Raw genomic sequence first — 22,140 nt, forward strand, 5'->3', positions numbered from 1 at the left:
GCGGCGGGAGGGATGTGGGTCACCCCACGTCTCTCCCGCCGCCACCCGTCACCACCTGGAACCGCTGGAAAAGCGCCTCAGCGGCGGTACGACTCCACGTAACCCTTCGCGGGCGTACCCACGCCGGTCACGTCGTCGTAGCCGCGTACGGCCTTCAGCGAGCTGTCCTTGCCGAGGCTGCGGACAGAGGTGAGGATCCCGTCCGTGGCGTCGTACCCGTTGGTGAAGTCCAGGCGTGCCACGGCGAGCCCGTACCCCGTGGGGTTGTCGGTCACGTCGTGGTAGAGCCCCGCGTGGGAGGCGTACCTCGCGTAGATCGCCGGGTTGGCGAAGCCGATCGGCGCGCCGCCGCGGGCCTCCTGCGCGAGGGCCTGTACGGCCGCGATCACCGGTGCCGCAAGGGACGTACCGCCGATGCGGTACTCGCTGTACGCGACGCCGCCCTCCGGCAGGGTCTGGGTCTGGCCGACCTTGAAACCGGTGTTCGGGTCGGCGATCGCCGCGATGTCCGGGACGACCCGGTTGCCCTTCTCGCTGTTGGCCTTGGCCAGCGAGTTCGGGACGATGCCCTTCTGGTAGAAGGGCTCCGCGACCGTCGCGCTGGTGCCGCCGCCCGCGCCCGAGGTGAAGGCGCCCGGGAAGTCCGTCCAGCTCTTGCCGTCGGCCGACAGGGTGGCCTTCTCGGTGCCCCAGCCGGTCTCCCACTGGTACGCGTCACCCTTGCCGACCGCCAGCGAGGTACCGCCGACCGCCGTCACCCACGCCGAGTTGGCCGGGGTGTCGACCTGCTTCGTACCGGTGTTGACGACCTCGTCGCCGTTGTCGCCGGAGGAGAAGTAGAAGCCGATGCCCTCGACCGCGCCCAGCTTGAACACCTGGTCGTAGGCGGCGGCCAGGTCCGGCGTCTGGTTGGCCTCGATGTCGCCCCACGAGTTGGAGACGATGTCGGCGAGGTGCTTGTCGACGATCGTGCCGAGCGAGTCCAGCAGGTCGTCGTCGGTGCAGGACGCCGAGCCGACGTAGGTGATGTCCGCCGCCGGCGCGACCGCGTGCACGGCCTCGACGTCGAGGGTCTCCTCGCCGTACCAGCCGGCCGCGGAGCACTCCTCGGTGTACCGGTAGTCCGTCGGCAGAACCTGCTTGAGCTGGCCGCTCCGGTAGGCGGCGTCGCCGTGCTTGGCCGCGTAGGTGGCGGCGTCGCCGGCGATGTACGGCGAGGCGTAGGCGTCGGTGATGGCGACGCGCACCTTCTTGCCGGTCCAGCTGCCCGCGCCGTACGCGGCCCGCAGCTGCTTGCCCGTGTAGCCCTGGACGGCGTACGGGATCTGCTTGCCGTACGCCGTCGGCAGCGTGGTGGCGGTGTTCGAGCCGTAGTACGTCGAGAACGGCCCGGAGTTGCGGAACACCGTCTCCGGCGCCGGCAGCGTGTCGTCGTGGGTCGCCGTGTGCGGGGCGTTGTCCAGACCCGTGACGGTCAGGACGGCACCGTTCAGGCTCTCCGGCGCGGACGCCGTCTTTGCGGGAGCCCGATAGGTCCGCTTGCCCTTGGCGTAGTTGTGCAGCTGCGTGCCGAAGGCCTTCTCGGCGGCGGCCACGTCACCGGTCACCGTGACGTAGTGCGCCGTGACGCCGGTGACCTTGAGGCCCGCCGACGTCAGCCACGCCTTGACCGCGGCGACCTGGGCCGGGGAGGCCCCGAAGCGCTGCTGGACCTGGGCGGCGGTGAGGTACTTGCCGTACACGGCGGACGTCGGGTCGGAGACGGCCTTCGCGTACGCGGCCAGGCCGGTGGCGTCCCGGCCGGCGAGGTAGACCCGGGCGGAGACCTTGGAGCTGTCGGACGTGGCTCCCTTGTCGGCCTTGGCGGTGGCCCACGCGGGCCTGGTGCCGGCCAGCGTGTCCCGGCCCGGGGCGTCCGCGGCATGGGCCGCGGGTATGCCGAGCGCCAGCGCGCCGGCGAGCAGAGGCAGTGTCGCTGCCAGGCTCACCCCGGCGCGCTTGATGGCGCGATTGGATCTCATGGAACCCCCTGATGCGGTTCAACGCGAGCAAGACGAGTGATCACTCGCCGCTGGCCACTCTCGCGATGAACCGTTCATGCCAGGGGAATCCGGGGGGAATGGCTGGGCCAAGAAGCCCCCAAGGAACCGTATACGCAAGCGATTTGGGGCCGTACGCCCCAACAGTCCCGCTGAACCGGCTCCCAGGAACTGCTGAACCGGGCTCCTAGGAGAGGGCCTTGGCGCCGCGCTCCTTCAACATCCCCGCCATCAGGGAGATCTCCGACTCCTGCGCGTTGACCATGCCCTGCGCGAGCCGCTTCTCGACCCCCACCTCGCATCGCTCCACACACCCCTCGGCCATGTGGACCCCGCCCTGGTGGTGCTCGGTCATCAGCTGGAGGTAGAAGACCTCGGCCTGCTTGCCGCTGAGCTTGCCCAGCTTCGTCAGGTCGCTGTTGGTCGCCATGCCCGGCATCAGCGCGCCGTCCTTGCCGTCGGCCATGCCCGCCATGTCCATCCAGGACATCGGCGCGTCCGAGGACACCTTCGGCAGCTCCCACAGGTCGAGCCAGCCCAGCAGCATGCCGCGCTGGTTGGCCTGCGTCTGCGAGATGTCGTACGCGAGCCGCCGGATCTCCTCGTTGTCCGTCCGGTCGCGCACGATGTACGACATCTCGACGGCCTGCTGGTGGTGGACGGCCATGTCTCGGGCGAACCCGGCGTCCGCGGAGTCGGCGGCGGGCGCCGTCATCCCGGAGTCGTCGCCGTCGGCGACCGCGTAGGTGATCGCGCCGGCCGCGACGAGCGCCGTCACGGCGGCAGCGGCGATCCAGGGCGCGCGATTCACTGCGACAGCCCGTTCGTGCAGGCGGCACCCGGCTCGGGGGTCTGGTCGCCCTGGACGAACTCCGAGAAGAACTTGTCCACGTTCGGGTCGGTGGCGCTGGTCACCGTGCGCTGCTTGCCCCACGCGGAGAGCATGATCGGGTCCGCCTGCTTGTCGTCCGGGCTCATCAGCGTGTACGGCGTCTTCTTCACCTTGGCCGCGAGCGCGTCGATGTCGGTCTTCGACGCCTTGCTGTTGTACGTCACCCACACGGCGCCGTGTTCCAGTGAGTGCACGGCGTTCATGTTGTTGATCGCCTTGGTGTATACGTCGCCGTTGCAGTTCATCCAGACCTGGTTGTGGTCACCGCCGACCGGGGGCTCCATCGGGTAGTTCACGGTCTTGGTGACGTGGTTCTGGGTGAGCTTCGTGTCCCAGGTCTTGACGCCGTCCGCGCCGGTGACGAACTTGCCCGTGCCCTTGGAGTCGCTCGCGGCGGTGCTGCTGTCGTCGTCGGACTGCGACCGCACGAGAACCGTCGCACCGACCACGAGGCCGGCCACTATGACGACGCTCACGCCGATCGTGAGGATCCGGTTCCGGCGCTCGCGCGAGCGCTCGGCGCGCCGCATCTCCTCTATGCGCGCCTTGCGCGCCGCGCTGCCGCTGCCGCTGTCTTTGGCGCTCTTCTTGGCGGAACCCATGGGATCGATCCTTCTGGGGAAAGGGACGGGGAAAGGGACGGTCGGTCCCCTGATCGTAATCCGTGGCGGCCGATCGCCGGTCCCGATGGCCCGCAACGGTTCCGGTCGGTGGTCGCCCATTACGGATATCGCCGCGAACAGGCAAGATGGGCTCCAGAGCGGTCCACCCGCCGTACGCGAGGCGTTCACTCCGAGGTCGGCTGGACGATCAAGGTGCGCAATGCGCATGAAATGCTGTTGTGGTGGGATGCTCAGGTGCCCGACCGCCTTCCGTGGTGCGGGAGACAGGCGGCCTGACCAGCAAGGATGGGGAAGCGGAAGATGGACAAGCAGCAGGAGTTCGTGCTCCGGACGTTGGAGGAGCGTGACATCCGGTTCGTCCGGCTGTGGTTCACGGACGTGCTGGGCTTCCTCAAGTCCGTGGCCGTGGCCCCGGCCGAGCTGGAGCAGGCCTTCGACGAGGGCATCGGTTTCGACGGCTCCGCGATCGAGGGCTTCGCCCGCGTGTACGAGTCCGACATGATCGCCAAGCCGGACCCGTCGACGTTCCAGATCCTCCCGTGGCGCGCGGAGGCCCCCGGTACGGCCCGGATGTTCTGCGACATCCTCATGCCGGACGGCTCCCCGTCCTTCGCGGACCCGCGCTATGTCCTCAAGCGCGCCCTCACCCGCGGCTCCGACCTGGGTTTCACCTTCTACACCCACCCGGAGATCGAGTTCTTCCTCCTGAAGGACAAGCCGCTCGACGGCACGCGCCCGACCCCGGCCGACAACTCCGGCTACTTCGACCACACCCCGACCCACGTGGGCCAGGACTTCCGCCGCCAGGCGATCACGATGCTGGAGTCGATGGGCATCTCGGTCGAGTTCTCCCACCACGAGGGCGCCCCCGGCCAGCAGGAGATCGATCTCCGCTACGCCGACGCGCTCTCCACGGCGGACAACATCATGACGTTCCGCCTGGTCATGAAGCAGGTGGCGCTGGAGCAGGGCGTGAACGCGACGTTCATGCCGAAGCCGTTCTCCGAGTTCCCCGGCAGCGGCATGCACACGCACCTCTCGCTCTTCGAGGGCGACCGCAACGCGTTCTACGAGTCGGGCTCGGAGTACCAGCTCTCCAAGGTCGGCCGCTCCTTCATCGCGGGCCTGCTGAAGCACTCGGCGGAGATCGCCGCGATCACCAACCAGTGGGTCAACTCGTACAAGCGCATCTGGGGCGGCTCGGAGCGCACGGCGGGCGCCGGCGGCGAGGCCCCCTCGTACATCTGCTGGGGCCACAACAACCGCTCGGCCCTGGTCCGCGTCCCGATGTACAAGCCCGGCAAGACGGGCTCCGCGCGCGTGGAGGTCCGCTCCCTGGACTCGGGCGCGAACCCGTACCTGGCGTACGCCGTCCTGCTGGCCGCCGGCCTCAAGGGCATCGAGGAGGGCTACGAGCTGCCCCCGGGCGCCGACGACGACGTATGGGCCCTCTCGGACGCGGAGCGCCGCGCGATGGGCATCGAGCCGCTGCCCCAGAACCTGGGCGAGGCGCTCACGCTGATGGAGCGCAGCGAACTGGTCGCCGAGACGCTCGGCGAGCACGTGTTCGACTTCTTCCTGCGGAACAAGCGGCAGGAGTGGGAGGAGTACCGGTCCGAGGTGACCGCGTTCGAGCTGCGCAAGAATCTGCCGGTTCTTTAGGGGCTGTTTTGGGGTCCACCGGCCGCTTTCCCCTGTTGCGGCCGGTGGGGGCTTGTCGCGCAGTTCCCCGCGCCCCTAAAGGGGGGCTGCGCCCCCTTTAGGGGCGCGCCGCCAGTTCGCCGAGCAGCTCGTGCAGGGGCTTCTGTGCCCGCACGCGGTACTCCTGGATCGCCCAGCCGTTGCCGTCCGGGTCCTTGAAGTACATGAACGTGGCGCCGTCGTCCGGGGAGTACTGCATCGGGTCCGAGATCTCCAGGCCGCGTTCCGTCAGTTCGGCGTGGGCCGCCTTGATGTCGGGGACGCAGAGTTGGAGGCCCTGGTACGAGCCGGGGGCCGGGGTGGGGCCGTCCATCGTGTCCCAGATGGTGTCGCCGAGGGCGATCGAACAGCCCGAGCCCGGTGGCGTGAGCTGGACGATGCGCATTCCCGGCATGACCTCCTGGTCGATGTCGACATGGAAGCCGGCCTTGTCGCGGTAGAAGTCGCGGGCCCGGTCGATGTCGCTCACGGGCAGCGGGATGACTTCGAGCGTGTACTGCATCGCTGGTCCTCCAGATAGCTTCACGTCGTCCTTGACGGGCGCCTCAGTCGAACCGCCAGCGCGTCTGGCTGAACGGCTCCCCCTTACCGAAGCCGAAAACCGTGCGGGGCGCCACCGAAAAGACCACAGCGTGTCCGGAGCCGTGCTGGAAGTGACCGTCCCGCACGTCGAAGTGCCAGAAACTGCCGTACTTGGCCTCCCAGGCGGCGGCCAGCTCGCGCAGACGGTCGTCGTCCGACACCCGTACCGCCTCGCCCTCGACCACCAGGTCGTAGCCCTTGTTCCAGGTGTTGGTGCCCGTCGTCAGCACGACCTGCGGGTTCTGGGCGAGGTTGCGGGCCTTGCGCTCCTCGGGGCCCGTGCAGAAGTGCAGGGCGCCGTGCGACCAGATCGCGGGCAGCGGGGTGACGTGGGGGCGGCCGTCGGGTCGTACCGTCGAGATCCAGAAGAGTTCCGCGGCGCTGAGCCGTGCTTCTGTCTCGGGCCACGGGGGAGCGGTGGCGGTCTCCTCGCTGTAGCGGGGGTCCAGCTCGGCCTGCGGTTCCATGGGATCCCTTCGCCGGAGTCATGGCGTCATGGGGCTCGTCAGAGAGCCTCCGGTTCAGGGAACACCCGTGCCACCGCCGCCGCGCGGCTGGAGACGCCCAGGCGGCCGAACGCGTTCTCCAGGTGCTTGCGGACCGTGCTCGGGGAGACCGTCAGCTGCTCGGCTATCTGCGGGGTGGTCATGCCCAGGGCCACACAGCGCAGGACGTCGAGTTCGCGTTCGGTCAGGCGTACGGGCTGACGGCGTCTGAGGGCCGCTTCGCGGTAGATCGTGTACAGGTGGGGTGCCAGCAGGTAGAGGGTGGTCATCTCGGCGTCGGTGAACGGCTTCGGGTCGTCACGCAGGAGCTGGTAGACGCGGGTGCGGCCCGGGGCGGTGGGCAGGGCGATGGCCGCGATGCACTTGGTCGGTCGGAGGAACTCGGTGTAGATCGCCAGGTTCGTCAGCCGGCGGACCGGCATGAAGTCCGTCAGCTGGGTGATCTCGGGGCTGCTGCGGGGCTGCGAGGTGACCCGCTGGCACTGGAGGTGCTGGTGGCGCCAGCGCCAGTACGGCTCCATCTCGCAGTTCTCGTCCTCGACCACCGTCTCCTGCGCGTTGATGTGGCGCCGGGTCGGGATGTCCAGCTCCGAGAAGCTGACGGCGTCGCAGGGTACGAGGCTTTGTAGACCGGTCAGCAGGCACCTCGGCGGTACGTCGTCCGACGTGTCCTCCCGTGCCTCGGCGAGGACGTCCGCCATGCGTCGCAGGTGGGCCTGGGCCGTCGTACCGGCTGCTGCTGTCATGACGGCCTCCCGGGGCCGGTTCTCGCGTGGTTCCGAATGTACGCCCGCGGGTCTCCGTGACGCCGGGAATGCCGGAGATTCGCCAAATGACGAATGGGCTGCGGGCGTTGGCGCGCGCAGTGTCGAGGCAGGCGGTCGAGTCGGCCGCCCGCGTCGGCCCGACGGAGGCATACCATGCGCGTCCACTGTTCCTACGTATCCCACTCGTCCTGTCTCGCCGGCGCAGCCGCCCTTGTCGCCGCGCTCCTCACCACCGGGTGCGAGGGCGCGCCCGCCACCGCCGAGGCAGCGAGCGACAGCACGGAGTTCTCCGACGTGAGGTTCACACTCGGGTCCCGGGGCGGGGTCCGGATCGACGGGGAGTCGCGTGCCGCCGTCCGGTCGGCCGGGGCGTTCACCTCGGCCGAGGGACGCGCCCACCCCTTCACCCGCCCCGACGACCAACTGCTGGTGGTGCTCCGCCACTGGCCCGCCCCGGAGCGAGCCTCCCGGGGGTGGGCATCCCGGCCGTGGCCCCCGGAGGACCCCTCGGTCGAGTCGGGGTTCCTGGTGGATACGGCGGACCAGGTGCGGGCCGACCTCGACGGGCACCCGGTGGAGCAGCTGCGCCGGGGGGTCATCCGGATCGACGTCACGGGAACGGATGCCGACGACCTCGTCCGCCTCACGCTGTCCGCGTCGCGCGAGACCACGGGGCCCGCGCGACCGGACCCCCCGGCCTGCGAGGGCCTCGATCGCCGATCCAGTCACCGGGTAGTCCTCCCGACGGTCGAGCCCGGGACACCGGTACGGGACGCGGCCGAGGCACTCCGAGAACAGTGCCTGGACGTCCAGTACGCATCCCTGCGGACCGACGGCCCGCCCGGCACGGTACGCCGAGTCCTCGTCCCCGTCGCCGTCCAGCCCCTCACCGCAGCCGTCCTGCCACCCCCCGACGGCACCGCACCCCAGGGCCACGCCCCGGGCGACACGATCACAACCGACCTCACCCGACCGGCCACGCTGATCGTGGCTCGGTGACTCGGCGGGCTGTCGCTCCGCGGGCGGACATCGCCGGCCTGTTCGGCGCCGTCGACCGAGTCGAGGGCCGGGCCCGATGGCGCGGGCCGCCCTCTGCCGGTCGGCCACGTCCTGTGGGGCACAGGGGGGGCGCGGGGCGTCCGCCCCGGGGCGGTCCGGGCGCCGGCGACCGCGCCGGACCGGTGGGTGGCACGCCGCCCACGACGGCTGGCGCGTCGGCCGGGACCCGGAGCATGGGGCTCCGGCGGCCTGGTCGGCGATGTGGCCCGACTTCCTCCGGTCGGCCACGGTCGTCGTCGCCGACTGACACCGGCAGCCCTGCCGGTCGGTGGCGCGGCGAGCCCGTCCTGCCTCGGGCGGACCTCGGCGTCGTCGATTGCGCCGGGCCGGTGGGCGGGGCCGCGCCGCCGGGGTGGCTGCCGGGAAGCGGTGCGGTGGGTCTGCCGGTGGCCGGAGCTTGGGGTTCGGTGGCCGGGGCGGCGGCGCGGCGAGCCCGTCCCTCCTCGGGTGGACCTCGGCGGTCTGGTCGGCGTCGTCGATTGCGCCGGGCCGGTGCGCCGGGCCACGCCACCGAGGCGGCCGCCGGGAAGCGGTGCGGCGCATATGCCGGGAGCCGGAGCTTGGGGTCCGGTGGCCGGGGCGGCGGCGCGGCGAGCCCGTCCCTCCTCGGGTGGACCTCGGCGGCCTGCCCGGCGCCGCCGACCGCGCGGGGCCGGTGAGTGGCGCCGCGCCGCTCACGCGTGGCCGAAGGGAATCGGCGCGTCGGTCGGGAGCCGGAGAACCCGGGGCCCGAGTGTCGGTCGGGAGCCGGAGAACCCGGGGCCCGAGTGTCGGCCGGGACCCGGAGCCCGGAGCCTGGGGCCGGAGCCGGAGCCTGGGCCTGGGCCTGGGCCTGGGCCGGGAGCCCGAGCGTCAGTCGGGGCCCGCCCCGGTGGCCGCCGGGCCTGAAACCCCGTACCCCGCCCCGGTGCTTCCCCCACCCTCTCCGGTTACGCTCAAGGCCGCACGACCTAGATCCGATGGGGAGGCCCAGGATGATGGCGCCGGGGCGCAGGAGCAGTACCTTCACGCGGCTGCTGCGGCACGGTTTCACCGATCCTTCCGGGGCCGAGCGGCTGCTCGAAAGTGCCGGGCTGGCCTCTCTGCGGGACGACCCCGTGCTGCTCGACGCGCTCGGAGCGACCGCCGACCCCGACCTCGCGCTGCTCGGGCTCGTCCGGCTCGTCGAGGCGCAGGAAGGCCGGACCGCTCAGCACGAGCTGCTGGACACGGTGATAGCGGCCAAGCCGCTGCGCGACCGGCTGCTAGGGGTGCTCGGTGCCTCCGCCGCCCTCGGGGATCACCTCATCCGGCATCCACGCGACTGGCACGCCCTCGTCATGTACGAGCCCCGGGATCTTCACCCCGGGGTGGAGGAGTTCGAGCGGGGGCTCGCCGAGGCCACCGACCCCATCTCGCTGCGCGTCGCCTACCGGCGCTGCCTGCTGTCCATCGCCGCCCGCGACGTGTGCGGCACCACCGACATCGCCCAGACCGCCGCCGAACTCGCCGACCTCGCCACCGCCACCCTCCGCGCCGCCCTCGCCATCGCCCGGACCGCCGCGCCCGAGGACGCCTCGATCTGCCGGCTCGCCGTGATCGCCATGGGCAAGTGCGGCGGCCACGAGCTGAACTACGTCTCCGACGTCGATGTCATTTTTGTCGGGGAAGCCGTCGACGGGGCCGATGAGCAGAAAGCCATGCGCGCCGCCACACGCCTCGCCTCCCACCTCATGCGCATCTGCTCCGAGACCACCATCGAGGGCAGTATCTGGCCCGTCGACGCCAATCTGCGGCCCGAGGGGCGCAACGGACCCCTCGTGCGGACGCTCAGCAGTCATCTCGCCTACTACCAGCGCTGGGCCAAGACCTGGGAGTTCCAGGCGCTGCTCAAGGCCCGGCCGGTCGCCGGCGACCCCGAGCTGGGGGAGCAGTACGTCGCCGCGCTCGCCCCCCTCGTCTGGCACGCCGCCGAGCGCGAGAACTTCGTCAACGACGTGCAGAAGATGCGCCGTCGGGTCGTCGAGAACATTCCCATCGCCGAGGTCGAGCGGGAGCTCAAACTCGGGCCCGGTGGGTTGCGTGACGTCGAATTCGCCGTGCAGCTGCTTCAGTTGGTGCACGGGCGGGCCGACACCTCCCTGCGGAGCGGGACCACCCTCGACGCGCTCGACGCGCTCGCCGCCGGTGGGTACGTCGGGCGCGCCGATGCCGTACAGCTCGACGACGCCTATCGGTTCCTGCGGTCCATGGAGCACCGGATCCAGCTGTTCCGGCTGCGGCGCACCCATCTCGTTCCCGAGGACGAGGCCGATCTGCGGCGCATCGGGCGCTCGTTGGGGCTGCGTACCGACCCCGTCGCCGAGCTGAACCGTGAGTGGAAGCGGCACGCGTCCGGCGTACGGCGGCTGCACGAGAAGCTCTTCTACCGGCCGCTGCTCGACGCCGTCGCCCAACTCGCCCCCGGCGAGAGCAGGTTGAGCACCGGTGCGGCCCGGGAGCGGCTGGTCGCGCTCGGGTACGCCGATCCGGCCGCCGCCCTGCGGCACCTGGAGGCGCTGGCGAGTGGGGTGAGCCGGAAGGCCGCCATCCAACGTACGTTGCTGCCCGTCCTGTTGGGGTGGTTCGCCGACTCCGCCGATCCGGACGCCGGGCTGCTCAACTTCCGGAAGGTGTCCGACGCGCTCGGCCGAACCCCTTGGTATCTGCGGCTGTTGAGGGACGAGGGCGCCGCCGCCGAGAACCTGGCTCGGGTTTTGTCCGCCGGGCGGCTCGCCCCCGACCTGCTCATGCGGGCCCCGGAGGCCGTCGCGCTCCTCGGTGACGGCGACGGCGGAGGCCAGCTGGAGCCCCGCGAACGCGACCACCTGGAGCAGGAGATACTGGCCGCCGTCGGACGCTCCGAAACCGGCGAACAGGGCGTGTACGCCGCCCGCGGTGTCCGCCGACGCGAACTGTTCCGTACGGCCGCCGCCGACATCGTCGGCTCCTACGGCACAGAGCAGTCGCCCGCCCAGGCCGACCAGGGCGCCCTCGTGGACCTCGTCGGCAGCGCACTCTCCGACATCACGGCCGCGACCATCGCCGGGACCCTGAGGGCTGTCGTGCGAGACGGGTGGGGCGACACCCTGCCCACCCGGTTCGCGGTGATCGGCATGGGCCGCTTCGGCGGGCACGAACTCGGCTACGGCTCCGACGCCGATGTGCTCTTCGTGCACGAGGCCCGGGAGGGCGTCGGCGAGGAGGAGGCCGCCAAGGCCGCCAACGCCGTGGTCTCCGAGATGCGGCGACTGCTCCAAGTGCCCAGCTCCGACCCGCCGTTGCTCATCGACGCGGATCTGCGCCCCGAGGGCAAGTCCGGGCCGACCGTGCGCACCCTGACCTCGTACGAGGCCTACTACCGGCGTTGGTCCCTCGTCTGGGAGTCGCAGGCGCTGCTGCGGGCCGAAGTCGTCGCCGGGGACCTGGAGTTGGGGCGCCGTTTCATCGAGCTGATCGACCCGCTGCGCTACCCGGCGGAGGGCCTCGGCGACGACGCGGTGCGCGAGATCCGGCGGCTGAAGGCACGGATGGAGTCGGAGCGGATGCCCCGCGGCGCCGATCCCACCCTGCACACCAAGCTCGGCCGGGGCGGCCTCTCGGACGTGGAGTGGACCGTCCAGCTGCTGCAACTCCAGCACGGCTGGGCCGAACCCGGGCTCCGGACCACCCGTACCCGCGAAGCCCTCGCCGCGGCCTGCGCCGCCGACCTCATCTCCGGCGAGGACGCCGCGATACTGGACGAGGCGTGGGTCCTGGCGACCCGGGTGCGCAACGCCGTGATGCTGGTGCGCGGACGGGCCGGGGACACCTTCCCCTCCGACGGGCGTGAACTGGGCGCGGTCGGGCGGTATCTGGGGTACGGGCCGGGACATGTCGGCGACATGATCGACGCGTACCGGAGGACCACCCGACGGGCGCGCGGTGTCGTGGACACCCTGTTCTACGGGGCGGCGCCCGCGTAGGAGCGGCCCCGGTCAGCCGGCTATGGCTTGACCGGGAGCAGCGGCCCGCCCTGCCCCTGCACCGGGACCAGCTTCGGGAGGGCGTACGGGAGCTTGCCGTACCAGAGGCGGGCCACCAGGAAGCCGAAGCTCAGGCACATGAGGCCGCCCACCGCGTCCAGCCAGAAGTGGTTGGCGGTGGCGACGATCACCAGCAGGGTCGCCATCGGATAGAGCAGACCGAGGACGCGCACCCATGGCACGCTCGCCAGGGCGAAGATCGTCAGACCGGCCCACGTGGACCAGCCGATGTGCATCGACGGCATCGCCGCGTACTGGTTCGACATGTGCTTGAGGTCGCCGGAGGCCATCGAACCCCAGGTGTGGTGGATCATCACCGTGTCGATGAAGTCGCCGCCGTTCATCAGCCGGGGCGGGGCCAGCGGATACAGGTAGTAACCGACCAGTGCGACGACCGTGGTGGCGAAGAGAGTCAGACGTGTCGCCGCGTACCGGCCCGGATGACTGCGGTACAGCCACACGAGAACACCGAGAGTGACGACGAAGTGCAGTGTCGCGTAGTAGTAGTTCATGCCCACGATCAGCCAAGTCACCGAGTTGATCGCGTGGTTGACCGATTCCTCGAAGGCGATGCCCAGGCTGTGCTCGGTCTTCCAGATCCAGTCCGCGTTGCGCAGCGCCTCGGCCTTCTGCTCCGGTACCGCGTTGCGGATGAGTGAGTACGTCCAGTAACTGACCGCGATCAGCAGGATCTCGAACCACAGCCGCGGCCGGCGCGGAGCGCGGAGCCTGCGCAGGAAGGCATTGCCCGCGCGGCCGTTCACCTCGGCATCCGTCGCGTCTGCCGGGTCCGGTCGGCCGGCCTGGCCCGCGACAGAGTGCGGAGCGGCCATGTCGTGGCCTTCCTTCGTCGTCACGGTCGTCTCACCCATGGACACAGAGTCTGCCAGATACGGCCCCCTCCCAGATCATCCCCTGGTCCTGTACGACCCGCACGTTCTACGGCAGGGGAGGCGCCCCGAACTCCTACCTAGGAACGAGTACGTTCCCCGGGGGCCGAGGCCGTCGAACCCCGAACCACCAGCTCAGGCATGAAGACGAACTCGCTGTGCGGGGCGGGCGTACCGCCGATCTCCTCCAGGAGCGTGCGTACGGCGGCCTGGCCCATCGCCGGGACCGGCTTGCGTACGGTGGTGAGGGGCGGGTCGGTGAAGGCGATCAGGGGGGAGTCGTCGAAGCCCACGACCGAGATGTCCCGAGGGACCTCCAGACCGCGCTGCCGGGCCGCCCGTATCGCGCCCAGCGCCATCATGTCGCTCGCGCACACCACCGCCGTACAGTCACGGTCGATGAGCGCCGTGGTCGCCGCCTGGCCGCCCTCAAGCGTGTACAGCGAGTGCTGGACGAGGCGCGTCTCGACGTCCTGAGCCGTCAGGCCCAGCAGATCCTGCATCGTGCGGACGAAGCCCTCGATCTTGCGCTGCACCGGCACGAAACGCTTCGGGCCGAGCGCGAGACCGATGTTGGTGTGGCCGAGCGAGACGAGATGCGTGACCGCGAGGTTCATCGCCGCGCGGTCGTCGGGGGAGATGAACGGCGCCTGCACCTTGGGGGAGAAGCCGTCGACCAGCACGAACGGCACGCCCTGGGCGCGCAGTTGCTCGTAGCGCTGCATGTCGGCGGAGGTGTCCGCGTGCAGTCCGGAGACGAAGATGATGCCGGCCACGCCCCGGTCGACGAGCATCTCCGTCAGCTCGTCCTCCGTGGAGCCGCCGGGCGTCTGGGTGGCCAGGACCGGGGTGTACCCCTGCCGGGTCAGGGCCTGGCCGATGACCTGCGCCAGGGCCGGGAAGATCGGGTTCTCCAGCTCCGGGGTGATGAGGCCCACCAGGCCCTCGCTGCGCTGCCGCAGCCGGACGGGGCGCTCGTACCCCAGTACGTCGAGGGCGGCGAGCACGGACTGGCGGGTGGTGGCGGCGACGCCCGGCTTCCCGTTGAGGACCCGGCTGACCGTCGCTTCGCTCACCCCCGCCTGGGCGGCGATGTCGGCAAGCCGTGTGGTCACAGGGCTGGACTGTACCGGCCGCCCCTCTCCTTGCACACCGAACATCCGTCGGGCACGGGCGGTCGAACGACCCACCGGACGGCCGGAACGGCCGCCTGCCGCTGGGGGTTGCTGCGTCATCGCGCTCCCTCGGTGTTCTGGTCGGGCCTGGTTGGCAAGAGCTTGCAGAGTCTTGCACAAGAGTCCCGGATCGCGCTGATCGACGGTAGAGAGCAGGCCCAGGGCGGGGTCAGGGCGGGTGCGGGACGGGTTCGAGGCGAGCTCGGAGCGGTGTCGGACGGGTCACGGCACGGTAACTGTCGTCGGTTCTTGCACTTTTTTTCTGCAAGGTCTTTCGTAGCGCTTACATGGCTGTTACGTTCACGTCGCCCGGCGGCGGCAACGAAGCGGCCGGCACATCGGTGGAAACGGCGGACGGGGCCGTTACCGCCAGTACACGGGCTTTCACCCTCAAGGAGAACTCATGCGGCGTGGCATAGCGGCCACCGCGCTGGTGGCGTCCATCGCCCTCGCGGCGACGGCCTGCGGCGGAGACGACAGCGGCAGCGACAAGGCCGACGGCCCGGTCACCATCACCTGGTGGGACACCACGAACGCCACCAACGAGGCACCGACGTACCAGGCCCTGGTCAAGGAGTTCGAGGCCGCCAACAAGAACATCAAGGTCAAGTACGTCAACGTCCCCTTCGACCAGGCCCAGAACAAGTTCGACACCGCCGCCGCGGCCTCGGGCGCCCCGGACGTGCTGCGCTCCGAGGTCGGCTGGACCCCCGCCTTCGCCAAGAAGGGCTACTTCCTGCCGCTCGACGGCACCGAGGCCCTCGCCGACGAGGCCAAGTTCCAGCCCAGCCTGATCGAGCAGGCCAAGTACGACGGCAAGACGTACGGCGTGCCGATCGTCACCGACACCCTCGCGCTGGTCTACAACAAGGCGCTCTTCGAGAAGGCCGGTATCACCGAGGCCCCGAAGACCTGGGCCGACCTGAAGACGGCCGCCGCCACCATCAAGACCAAGACGGGCGTCGACGGCTACTGGGGCTCCACCCAGGCCTACTACGCGCAGAACTTCCTCTACGGCGAGGGCACCGACACCGTCGACGCCGCCGCGAAGAAGATCACCGTCAACTCGGCCGCCGCCAAGAAGGGCTACGAGACCTGGCTCGGCCTGTTCGACGGCAAGGGCCTGCACAAGGCCGACACCACCGCGGACGCCTACGCCCACATCCAGGACGCGTTCGTCAACGGCAAGGTCGCCGCGATCGTCCAGGGCCCGTGGGAGATCACCAACTTCTACAAGGGCACCGCGTTCAAGGACAAGGCCAACCTCGGCATCGCCACCGTCCCGGCCGGCTCCACCGGCAAGGCGGGCGCCCCGACCGGCGGCCACAACCTCTCCGTGTACGCCGGTTCGGACTCCGCGCACCAGAAGGCCGCGCTGAAGTTCCTCAACTTCATGACCTCGGCGAAGTCCCAGGAGACCATCGCCCTGAAGAACTCCACGCTGCCCACCCGCGACGACGCCTACACCGCCCAGGTGAAGGCCGACCCGGGCATCGCCGGCTACCAGAGCGTCCTCTCGGCCGCCCAGCCCCGCCCGGCCCTGCCCGAGTACAGCTCGCTGTGGGGTCCGCTCGACACCGAGCTGCCGCAGATCGCGGCCGGCAAGGAGTCCCTCGACAAGGGCCTGAGCAACGCGGAGACCGCGATCGCCAAGCTGGTCCCGGACTTCAGCAAGTGACCCCGCGTGGCCGTCGGAACCGACCTGTTCCGACGGCCACCGGTGTGTGCCGCAGCCCCCTGATCTTCCAGAAGGTGTCGAACCATGACAGTCGCCATCGACCGCGCGACCGGCAAGCGCCGCGGTGAGCCCGGGCAGCGGCCCGGACGGCTCGATCGTCTCAAGCACGCCTACCAGCGGTACTGGTACGCGTACGCGATGATCGCCCCCGTGGTCGTCGTGCTCGGCGGACTCGTGCTGTACCCGCTCGTGCGCGGCCTCTATCTGACGCTCACGGACGCCAACAGCCTCAACTCGGCCCGCACGATCGGCGTCAACCACATCGACGCCACCTACAAGTTCATCGGCCTCGACAACTACGCCGACATCCTGTGGGGCGACACGGCGTACGACCGCTTCTGGTCGCACTTCATCTGGACGATCGTCTGGACCGCGCTCTGCGTGACCCTGCACTACTGCATCGGCCTGGGCCTCGCCCTGCTCCTCAACCAGAAGCTGCGCGGTCGCACCTTCTACCGGCTGATCCTGGTCCTGCCGTGGGCCGTGCCCACCTTCGTCACCGTCTTCGGCTGGCGGTTCATGCTCGCCGACGGCGGCATCATCAACTCGATGCTCGACGCGGTGCATCTGCCGGCACCGCTGTGGCTGGAGGACACCTTCTGGCAGCGGTTCGCCGCGATCATGGTCAACACGTGGTGCGGTGTGCCGTTCATGATGGTCTCGCTGCTGGGCGGCCTCCAGTCCATCGACTCCACCCTCTACGAGGCCGCGGACATGGACGGCGCGAGCGCCTGGCAGAAGTTCTGGTACGTCACTCTCCCGGGCCTGCGCTCGGTCAGCTCGACGGTCGTCCTCCTCGGCATCATCTGGACGTTCAACCAGTTCGCCGTGATCTTCCTGCTGTTCGGCACCACAGCGCCCGACGCGCAGATCCTCGTGACCTGGGCCTACTACCTCGGCTTCGGCCAACAGCCGCGCGACTTCGCGCAGTCGGCGGCCTACGGCATGCTGCTGCTGGCCATCCTCGTCGTCTTCACCTCCTTCTACCGCCGCTGGCTGAACCGCGATGAGCAGCAGCTCGCGAACTGAGGCAGGAGCTTCCGTACCCATGAGTGCCATGACAGTTGAGAAGTCCGAGCCGACGGAGCCGACGGGCCCGGCCGGGACACCTGTGCCCCCGCAGTCCGGGGGACGCGGCCGACGCGGCCTCGCCACGACCCTCGCCTCCCACGGCATCCTGACCGTCGCGAGCCTGATCGCGCTGTTCCCGATCGCCTGGCTGTTCTTCCTGTCCCTCGGCCCGGACAAGGACGACTATCTCCACCCCGGGCGCATCTGGGACAAGATGACGTTCGACAACTACTCGTTCGTCCTCCAGCACACCAACTTCTTCGACTGGATGAAGAGTTCGCTGATCGTCTCGCTGGGTACGACGGTCATCGGCGTGCTGGTCGCGGCGACCACGGGGTACGCGGTCTCGCGGATGCGCTTCCCCGGCTACCGCAAGTTCATGTGGGTGCTCCTGGTGACCCAGATGTTCCCGATCGCCGTACTGATCGTCCCGATGTACCAGATCCTCTCGGACCTCCAGCTCATCGACAACTACTTCGGCCTGATCCTGGTCTACTGCTCGACGGCCGTGCCGTACTGCGCGTGGCTGCTCAAGGGATACTTCGACACGATCCCCTTCGAGATCGACGAGGCGGGACGCGTCGACGGGCTGACCCCCTTCGGCACCTTCGCGCGACTGATCCTGCCGCTCGCCAAGCCGGGCCTGGCGGTCGCCGCGTTCTACAGCTTCATCACCGCGTTCGGCGAGGTCGCCTTCGCCTCGACGTTCATGCTGTCGGACACGAAGTACACCTTCGCGGTCGGCCTCCAGAGCTTCGTGAGCGAACACGACGCCCAGCGCAACCTGATGGCCGCCACAGCGGTACTGGTCGCGATACCCGTCTCGGCCTTCTTCTACCTGGTCCAGAAAAACCTGGTGGCGGGCCTCACAGCGGGCGGCACAAAGGGCTGACACCAACTCCCGTACGGCTCCGCCGTACGGGTCGGCGGCCCACGGTGTCCATCCGACCCCGCTGACACCGGGGGCCGCCCATGTCCAACGGCCCGGTTCCAGGGGCGCGGGGAACTGCGCGACAAGCCCCCACCGGCCCGCAGCCGCAAAGCAGCCAGAAACCACCCCATGACCCAAACTCCGTTACATATCAAGGACGTTATGAGCCAGCACTCCGCCGCTCCGGCCCCGACCTCCGCCGCCCCCGCCGTCGCCGCCCACCGAGACTGGTGGCGCGACGCGGTCATCTACCAGGTCTACCCCCGCAGCTTCGCCGACAGCAACGCCGACGGCATGGGCGACCTGGAAGGCGTACGCTCCCGGCTGCCGTACCTGCGCGACCTGGGCGTGGACGCCGTGTGGCTCAGCCCCTTCTACGCCTCCCCGCAGGCCGACGCCGGCTACGACGTCGCCGACTACCGGGCCGTGGACCCGATGTTCGGCAACCTCCTGGACGCGGACGCCCTGATCCGCGACGCACACGACCTGAACCTGCGGATCATCGTCGACCTGGTCCCCAACCACTCCTCCGACCAGCACGAGTGGTTCAAGCGGGCGGTGGCGGAGGGCCCCGGCTCACCCCTCCGGGACCGCTACCACTTCCGCCCGGGCAAGGGCGAGGACGGCGAACTCCCGCCCAACGACTGGGAGTCCGTCTTCGGCGGCCCGGCGTGGACGCGGATCACGGAGCCCGACGGCACCCCCGGCGACTGGTACCTGCACCTCTTCGCGCCGGAGCAGCCCGACTTCAACTGGGAACACCCGGCGGTGGGCGACGAGTTCCGCTCCGTCCTCCGCTTCTGGCTGGACATGGGCGTCGACGGTTTCCGCATCGACGTGGCACACGGCCTGGTGAAGGCGGAGGGCCTCCCGGACCTCGGAACCCACGACCAGGTCAAGCTCCTGGGCAACGATGTCATGCCGTTCTTCGACCAGGACGGCGTGCACGCCATCTACCGCGAATGGCGCCTGATCCTCGACGAGTACGCGGGAAATCAGAAAGGGCCCGAAGGGCCTTCCTTGGAAGGGCGGGGGCGGGAGACGGGCGGGCGCATCTTCGTGGCCGAGGCCTGGACCCCGACCATCGAGCGCACGGCGAACTACGTCCGCCCGGACGAACTCCACCAGGCGTTCAACTTCCAGTACCTGGCGACGTATTGGGACGCGACGGAGCTGAAGACGGTCATCGACCGCACGCTGGACGCGATGCGCCCGGTAGCCGCCCCCGCCACCTGGGTCCTGTCGAACCACGACGTGACCCGCCACGCCACCCGCTTCGCCAACGAGCCCGGCCTGGGCACCCAGATCCGCCTCGCCGGAGACCGCGCCCTGGGCCTGCGCAGGGCCCGCGCGGCCAGCCTGCTGATGCTGGCGCTCCCGGGTTCGGCGTACGTCTACCAGGGCGAGGAGCTGGGCCTCCCGGACGTGGTCGACCTCCCCGACGAGGTCCGCCAGGACCCCGCGTACTTCCGCGGCGCGGGCCAGGACGGCTTCCGCGACGGCTGCCGCGTCCCGATCCCATGGACGCGCGAGGGCTCGTCGTACGGCTTCGGCGCGGGCGGCAGCTGGCTTCCGCAGCCGGCGGACTGGGCCGACCTGAGCGTCGAGGCACAGACCGGCACGCCCGGCTCCACCCTGGAGCTGTACCGCACGGCACTCGCGGCCCGCCGCGAACACCCGGGCCTCGGCGCGGGCGACTCGGTCGAGTGGCTGAAGGCGCCGCAGGGCGTCCTGGCCTTCCGCCGCGGCCAGTTCGTGTGCGTGGCGAACACGAGCGGCGAGGCGGTCACGATTCAGGCGTACGGCGAGATCCTGGTCGCCAGCGGCGAACTGACCGTGGTCGACGACGAGGCGAAGCTGCCGGCGGACACGACGGTGTGGTGGACGACCACGGTCTGAGAAGCCGGCGAGGCCGCTTCGCGCAGGCGCTTGGGGTCGTACAGGTCGTACCTTCAGGGCCCGCTGCCCAGTTGTCGGGGCAGCGGGCCCTGCTGCGGTCGGCGACTCGTCCGGACTGTTCTGCGTCTGCAACTACCGGTCAGCGATCGTCAGTTGCACAGTGAAGCATCCGGGTCTACCTGACGGTGTTCCCCCGAGGTACCCCCGGGCCCCGCAACGGGAGCGTCCGGCTGAGGACGAGGTTGGTGGTGGTGCTCCCGAACTCTGCCAGCTCGTCGACGATCTCCTCCAGGTGGGCCGTCGACGTGGCCGCCACCTTCATGATGTAGCAGTCGTCTCCGGTGGTGCGCAGGCACTCCAGGATCTCCGGGCGCTCCGCCAGCAGCCGGCGCAGCGGCTCGTGCCGGGTTCCCGGCCCCGGGTACTTGAGCCGGACCACCGCCATCACTGGGTAACCGGTCCGCTCCGGGTCCACCTCCGCGCGGTACCCCGTGATCACCTCGGCCTCCTCGAGTCGGCGCACTCGCTCCTTGGTCGCCGACGCGCTCAGGTTCACCCGCCGTGCCAGCTCGGTGAACGGGATCCGGCCGTCCCGTTGGACTTCTGTCAGGATCGCCCAGTCCGTCACGTCGAGACTCTCGGTCATCCGCCCATTTTACCGGCGGATCCACGGCTGAACCGCCCCTGAACAGGCGGGAATCCCTTCTGACGACCCATACCTCCTGCCTAGGGTTGGGCCCTGTGAAGATCGGAGTGAACGTCCCCAATTTCGGCCCGGGCACTGACCCCGGAGTGCTGCGCAGCTGGGCCCGGACCGTAGAGGGCCTCGGCTTCGACCTGCTGATGATCTCGGACCACATAGCCATCACGCCGGATGTCGCCGAGCGCTATCCGGCACCCTTCTACGAGCCCTTCACCACCTTGTCCTGGCTGGCCGGCCTCACCACCCGTATCCAGCTCGGCACGACGGTCCTCATCGCCCCCTACCGGCACCCGCTGCTCACCGCCCGCATGGCGGCCAATCTGAATGAGCTGAGCGGCGGCCGGCTGGTCCTCGGCTTGGGAGTGGGCTGGGCATGGCAGGAGTTCGCCGCCCTCGGCATCCCGTTCTCACAGCGCGGACAGCTGACCGACGACCACCTGCGGGACATCCGGGCCGCCTGGAAGGACACCGCGTCCTACGGGGAGCGCCGGATCCCGGTGTGGGTCGGCGGAAACAGCGACGCGGGGCTGCGCCGGGCCGTACGACTCGGAGACGCATGGCATCCGCTGCGCCCCACCGTGCCGTGGCTGCGCGAAGCCGCGGGCAGGCTGGAGACGTACGCGGCCGAGCAGCACTTGCCCGTGCCCGCCCTGGCTCCCCGCATCGCCCTGCGACTCACCAGGGAACCGGTCGACGGAGCGGGACGGCTCGCCGGTGAGGGCACCATCGACCAGATCATGGACGATCTCGGCCAACTGCGGCTGCTGGGCGCCAAGTCCGTCGTCCTCGACACCTACCCGGGCGACCCCCGCGCGACGTGTCACCCGCAGGCGGCCTGGCAGGCCCTCGCCACCGTGGCCGCACACTTCTACGAGCCCGGCACCCCATCCCGCACCACGACGGAGCAGTCATGACCCCCGACGACCACACCCTCCTCCGACAGGCCATCTCGCTCGCGGCCGAGGCACGCGCGAGCGGCAACCCGCCCTTCGGATCTCTGTTGGCAGGACCGGACGGGACGATCCTGGCCGAGGAGTACAACACCACCCTCACCGACAACGACGTCACCGCACACCCGGAACTCAAATTGGCGAGGTGGGCCGCAGGAGAGCTCGACGCGCAGACGGCGGCAGGCACCACGATGTACACCAGCTGCCAGCCGTGCGGGATGTGCGAGGCCGTCATCCAATGGGCAGGTCTGCGGCGAGTGGTGTTCGCCCTGTCCAACGAACAGCTCCTGGACATCAGGCCGGGCAGCAGCCGACTGCCCGTGCCGCAGGACGGCCCCGCGCTGCTCGACGAGGTACGGGCCGCGGTCGAGCCCTACTACCGCTGACCGCCGGACCGGGAGCGGAGCCCGCCACCAGCGGAACGCACCTGGGTACGCTCGTCCTCCACCTTCCTGTCGGTGGCTCATCGGCGGTGACGCAGCCCCAGCCGCCGGCCGAGACGTGGCCTTCCCATCGTTCCTCGAAGCGTTGCATCGAGAAGAAGGGATCAGCGGCGTTGTCCTCCGCGTAT

General features: G+C 70.0%; 18 protein-coding genes. 9 read left to right on the top strand and 9 right to left on the bottom strand.

The features are described from left to right. Window positions 1–77 precede the first annotated feature (77 nt). From OG787_RS36250 to OG787_RS36260, 3 genes are all read right to left on the bottom strand, one after another. Window positions 78–2,021 (bottom strand): protease pro-enzyme activation domain-containing protein, encoded by a 1,944-nt coding sequence (locus OG787_RS36250; protein WP_369030839.1) that lies wholly within the window; start codon window positions 2,019–2,021, stop codon window positions 78–80. Window positions 2,022–2,226: 205 nt separating this feature from the next. Then, window positions 2,227–2,850 carry a DUF305 domain-containing protein gene (locus OG787_RS36255; RefSeq protein WP_369030840.1) on the bottom strand — a complete coding sequence of 208 codons (624 nt, stop codon included), beginning with the start codon at window positions 2,848–2,850 and terminating at the stop codon, window positions 2,227–2,229. Further along, the gene (locus OG787_RS36260) at window positions 2,847–3,533 is read right to left on the bottom strand and encodes a DUF3105 domain-containing protein (protein WP_369030841.1); all 687 of its coding nucleotides are present in this window, start codon (window positions 3,531–3,533) and stop codon (window positions 2,847–2,849) included. Before OG787_RS36260 ends, OG787_RS36255 begins: the two co-directional genes overlap by 4 nt. Window positions 3,534–3,854: 321 nt before the next feature. Between OG787_RS36260 and OG787_RS36265 the strand changes: the two genes are divergently transcribed. Then, entirely contained in the window at window positions 3,855–5,216 is a 1,362-nt protein-coding gene (locus tag OG787_RS36265) for a glutamine synthetase family protein (protein ID WP_369030842.1), read from the top strand. Between the two features lie 97 nt (window positions 5,217–5,313). On the opposite strand, the gene OG787_RS36270 is transcribed toward OG787_RS36265, so the two are convergent. The 3 genes from OG787_RS36270 to OG787_RS36280 are packed head-to-tail and all read right to left on the bottom strand — an operon-like array spanning window position 5,314 to window position 7,089. Further along, on the bottom strand, window positions 5,314–5,757 hold the full coding sequence (locus OG787_RS36270) for a VOC family protein (protein ID WP_405538065.1): 444 nt from the start codon (window positions 5,755–5,757) through the stop codon (window positions 5,314–5,316). A 43-nt stretch (window positions 5,758–5,800) separates the two neighbouring features. Next, the gene (locus OG787_RS36275) at window positions 5,801–6,304 is read right to left on the bottom strand and encodes a pyridoxamine 5'-phosphate oxidase family protein (protein WP_369030844.1); all 504 of its coding nucleotides are present in this window, start codon (window positions 6,302–6,304) and stop codon (window positions 5,801–5,803) included. 38 nt (window positions 6,305–6,342) lie between these two features. Beyond that, entirely contained in the window at window positions 6,343–7,089 is a 747-nt protein-coding gene (locus OG787_RS36280) for a response regulator transcription factor (RefSeq protein WP_405538066.1), read from the bottom strand. A 174-nt stretch (window positions 7,090–7,263) separates the two neighbouring features. Between OG787_RS36280 and OG787_RS36285 the strand changes: the two genes are divergently transcribed. Beyond that, the gene (locus tag OG787_RS36285) at window positions 7,264–8,109 is read left to right on the top strand and encodes a hypothetical protein (protein WP_405538069.1); all 846 of its coding nucleotides are present in this window, start codon (window positions 7,264–7,266) and stop codon (window positions 8,107–8,109) included. 1,034 nt (window positions 8,110–9,143) lie between these two features. Next, a complete protein-coding gene (locus OG787_RS36290; protein ID WP_369030847.1) occupies window positions 9,144–12,152 on the top strand; it encodes a bifunctional [glutamine synthetase] adenylyltransferase/[glutamine synthetase]-adenylyl-L-tyrosine phosphorylase in 3,009 nt (1,002 codons plus the stop codon). Window positions 12,153–12,172: 20 nt separating this feature from the next. Here OG787_RS36290 and OG787_RS36295 read toward each other — a convergent pair whose 3' ends face one another. Together OG787_RS36295 and OG787_RS36300 are read right to left on the bottom strand one after the other, a co-directional pair. Beyond that, window positions 12,173–13,084: a phosphatase PAP2 family protein gene (locus OG787_RS36295; RefSeq protein WP_369030848.1), complete on the bottom strand. Its 912-nt coding sequence runs from the start codon at window positions 13,082–13,084 to the stop codon at window positions 12,173–12,175. A gap of 98 nt (window positions 13,085–13,182) precedes the next feature. Continuing rightward, window positions 13,183–14,217, bottom strand: coding sequence for a LacI family DNA-binding transcriptional regulator (locus OG787_RS36300; RefSeq protein WP_268828249.1), 1,035 nt, complete (start codon window positions 14,215–14,217; stop codon window positions 13,183–13,185). Between the two features lie 463 nt (window positions 14,218–14,680). Here OG787_RS36300 and OG787_RS36305 point away from each other — a divergent pair, with 463 nt between their 5' ends. The 4 genes from OG787_RS36305 to OG787_RS36320 all read left to right on the top strand — a co-directional run bounded on the left by OG787_RS36305 (window position 14,681) and on the right by OG787_RS36320 (window position 19,916). Continuing rightward, window positions 14,681–15,955: an extracellular solute-binding protein gene (locus OG787_RS36305; protein ID WP_405538071.1), complete on the top strand. Its 1,275-nt coding sequence runs from the start codon at window positions 14,681–14,683 to the stop codon at window positions 15,953–15,955. An 84-nt stretch (window positions 15,956–16,039) separates the two neighbouring features. Then, complete coding sequence (locus OG787_RS36310) at window positions 16,040–17,044, top strand: carbohydrate ABC transporter permease (RefSeq protein WP_369030851.1); 1,005 nt, start codon at window positions 16,040–16,042, stop codon at window positions 17,042–17,044. Window positions 17,045–17,063: 19 nt separating this feature from the next. Then, entirely contained in the window at window positions 17,064–17,978 is a 915-nt protein-coding gene (locus OG787_RS36315; RefSeq protein WP_405538072.1) for a sugar ABC transporter permease, read from the top strand. Window positions 17,979–18,179: 201 nt separating this feature from the next. Further along, on the top strand, window positions 18,180–19,916 hold the full coding sequence (locus OG787_RS36320) for an alpha-amylase family glycosyl hydrolase (RefSeq protein ID WP_405538075.1): 1,737 nt from the start codon (window positions 18,180–18,182) through the stop codon (window positions 19,914–19,916). A gap of 175 nt (window positions 19,917–20,091) precedes the next feature. Here OG787_RS36320 and OG787_RS36325 read toward each other — a convergent pair whose 3' ends face one another. Then, complete coding sequence (locus tag OG787_RS36325) at window positions 20,092–20,562, bottom strand: Lrp/AsnC family transcriptional regulator (RefSeq protein ID WP_369030854.1); 471 nt, start codon at window positions 20,560–20,562, stop codon at window positions 20,092–20,094. Window positions 20,563–20,657: 95 nt separating this feature from the next. Here OG787_RS36325 and OG787_RS36330 point away from each other — a divergent pair, with 95 nt between their 5' ends. After that, window positions 20,658–21,533 carry a TIGR03619 family F420-dependent LLM class oxidoreductase gene (locus OG787_RS36330; protein ID WP_369030855.1) on the top strand — a complete coding sequence of 292 codons (876 nt, stop codon included), beginning with the start codon at window positions 20,658–20,660 and terminating at the stop codon, window positions 21,531–21,533. Beyond that, window positions 21,530–21,955 (top strand): nucleoside deaminase, encoded by a 426-nt coding sequence (locus tag OG787_RS36335; RefSeq protein ID WP_369030856.1) that lies wholly within the window; start codon window positions 21,530–21,532, stop codon window positions 21,953–21,955. The genes OG787_RS36330 and OG787_RS36335 overlap by 4 nt, the downstream gene beginning before the upstream one ends. Window positions 21,956–22,140: the final 185 nt, after the last annotated feature.

The organism is Streptomyces sp. NBC_00075 (assembly GCF_045041225.1).
GTDB lineage: Bacteria > Actinomycetota > Actinomycetes > Streptomycetales > Streptomycetaceae > Streptomyces > Streptomyces adonidis.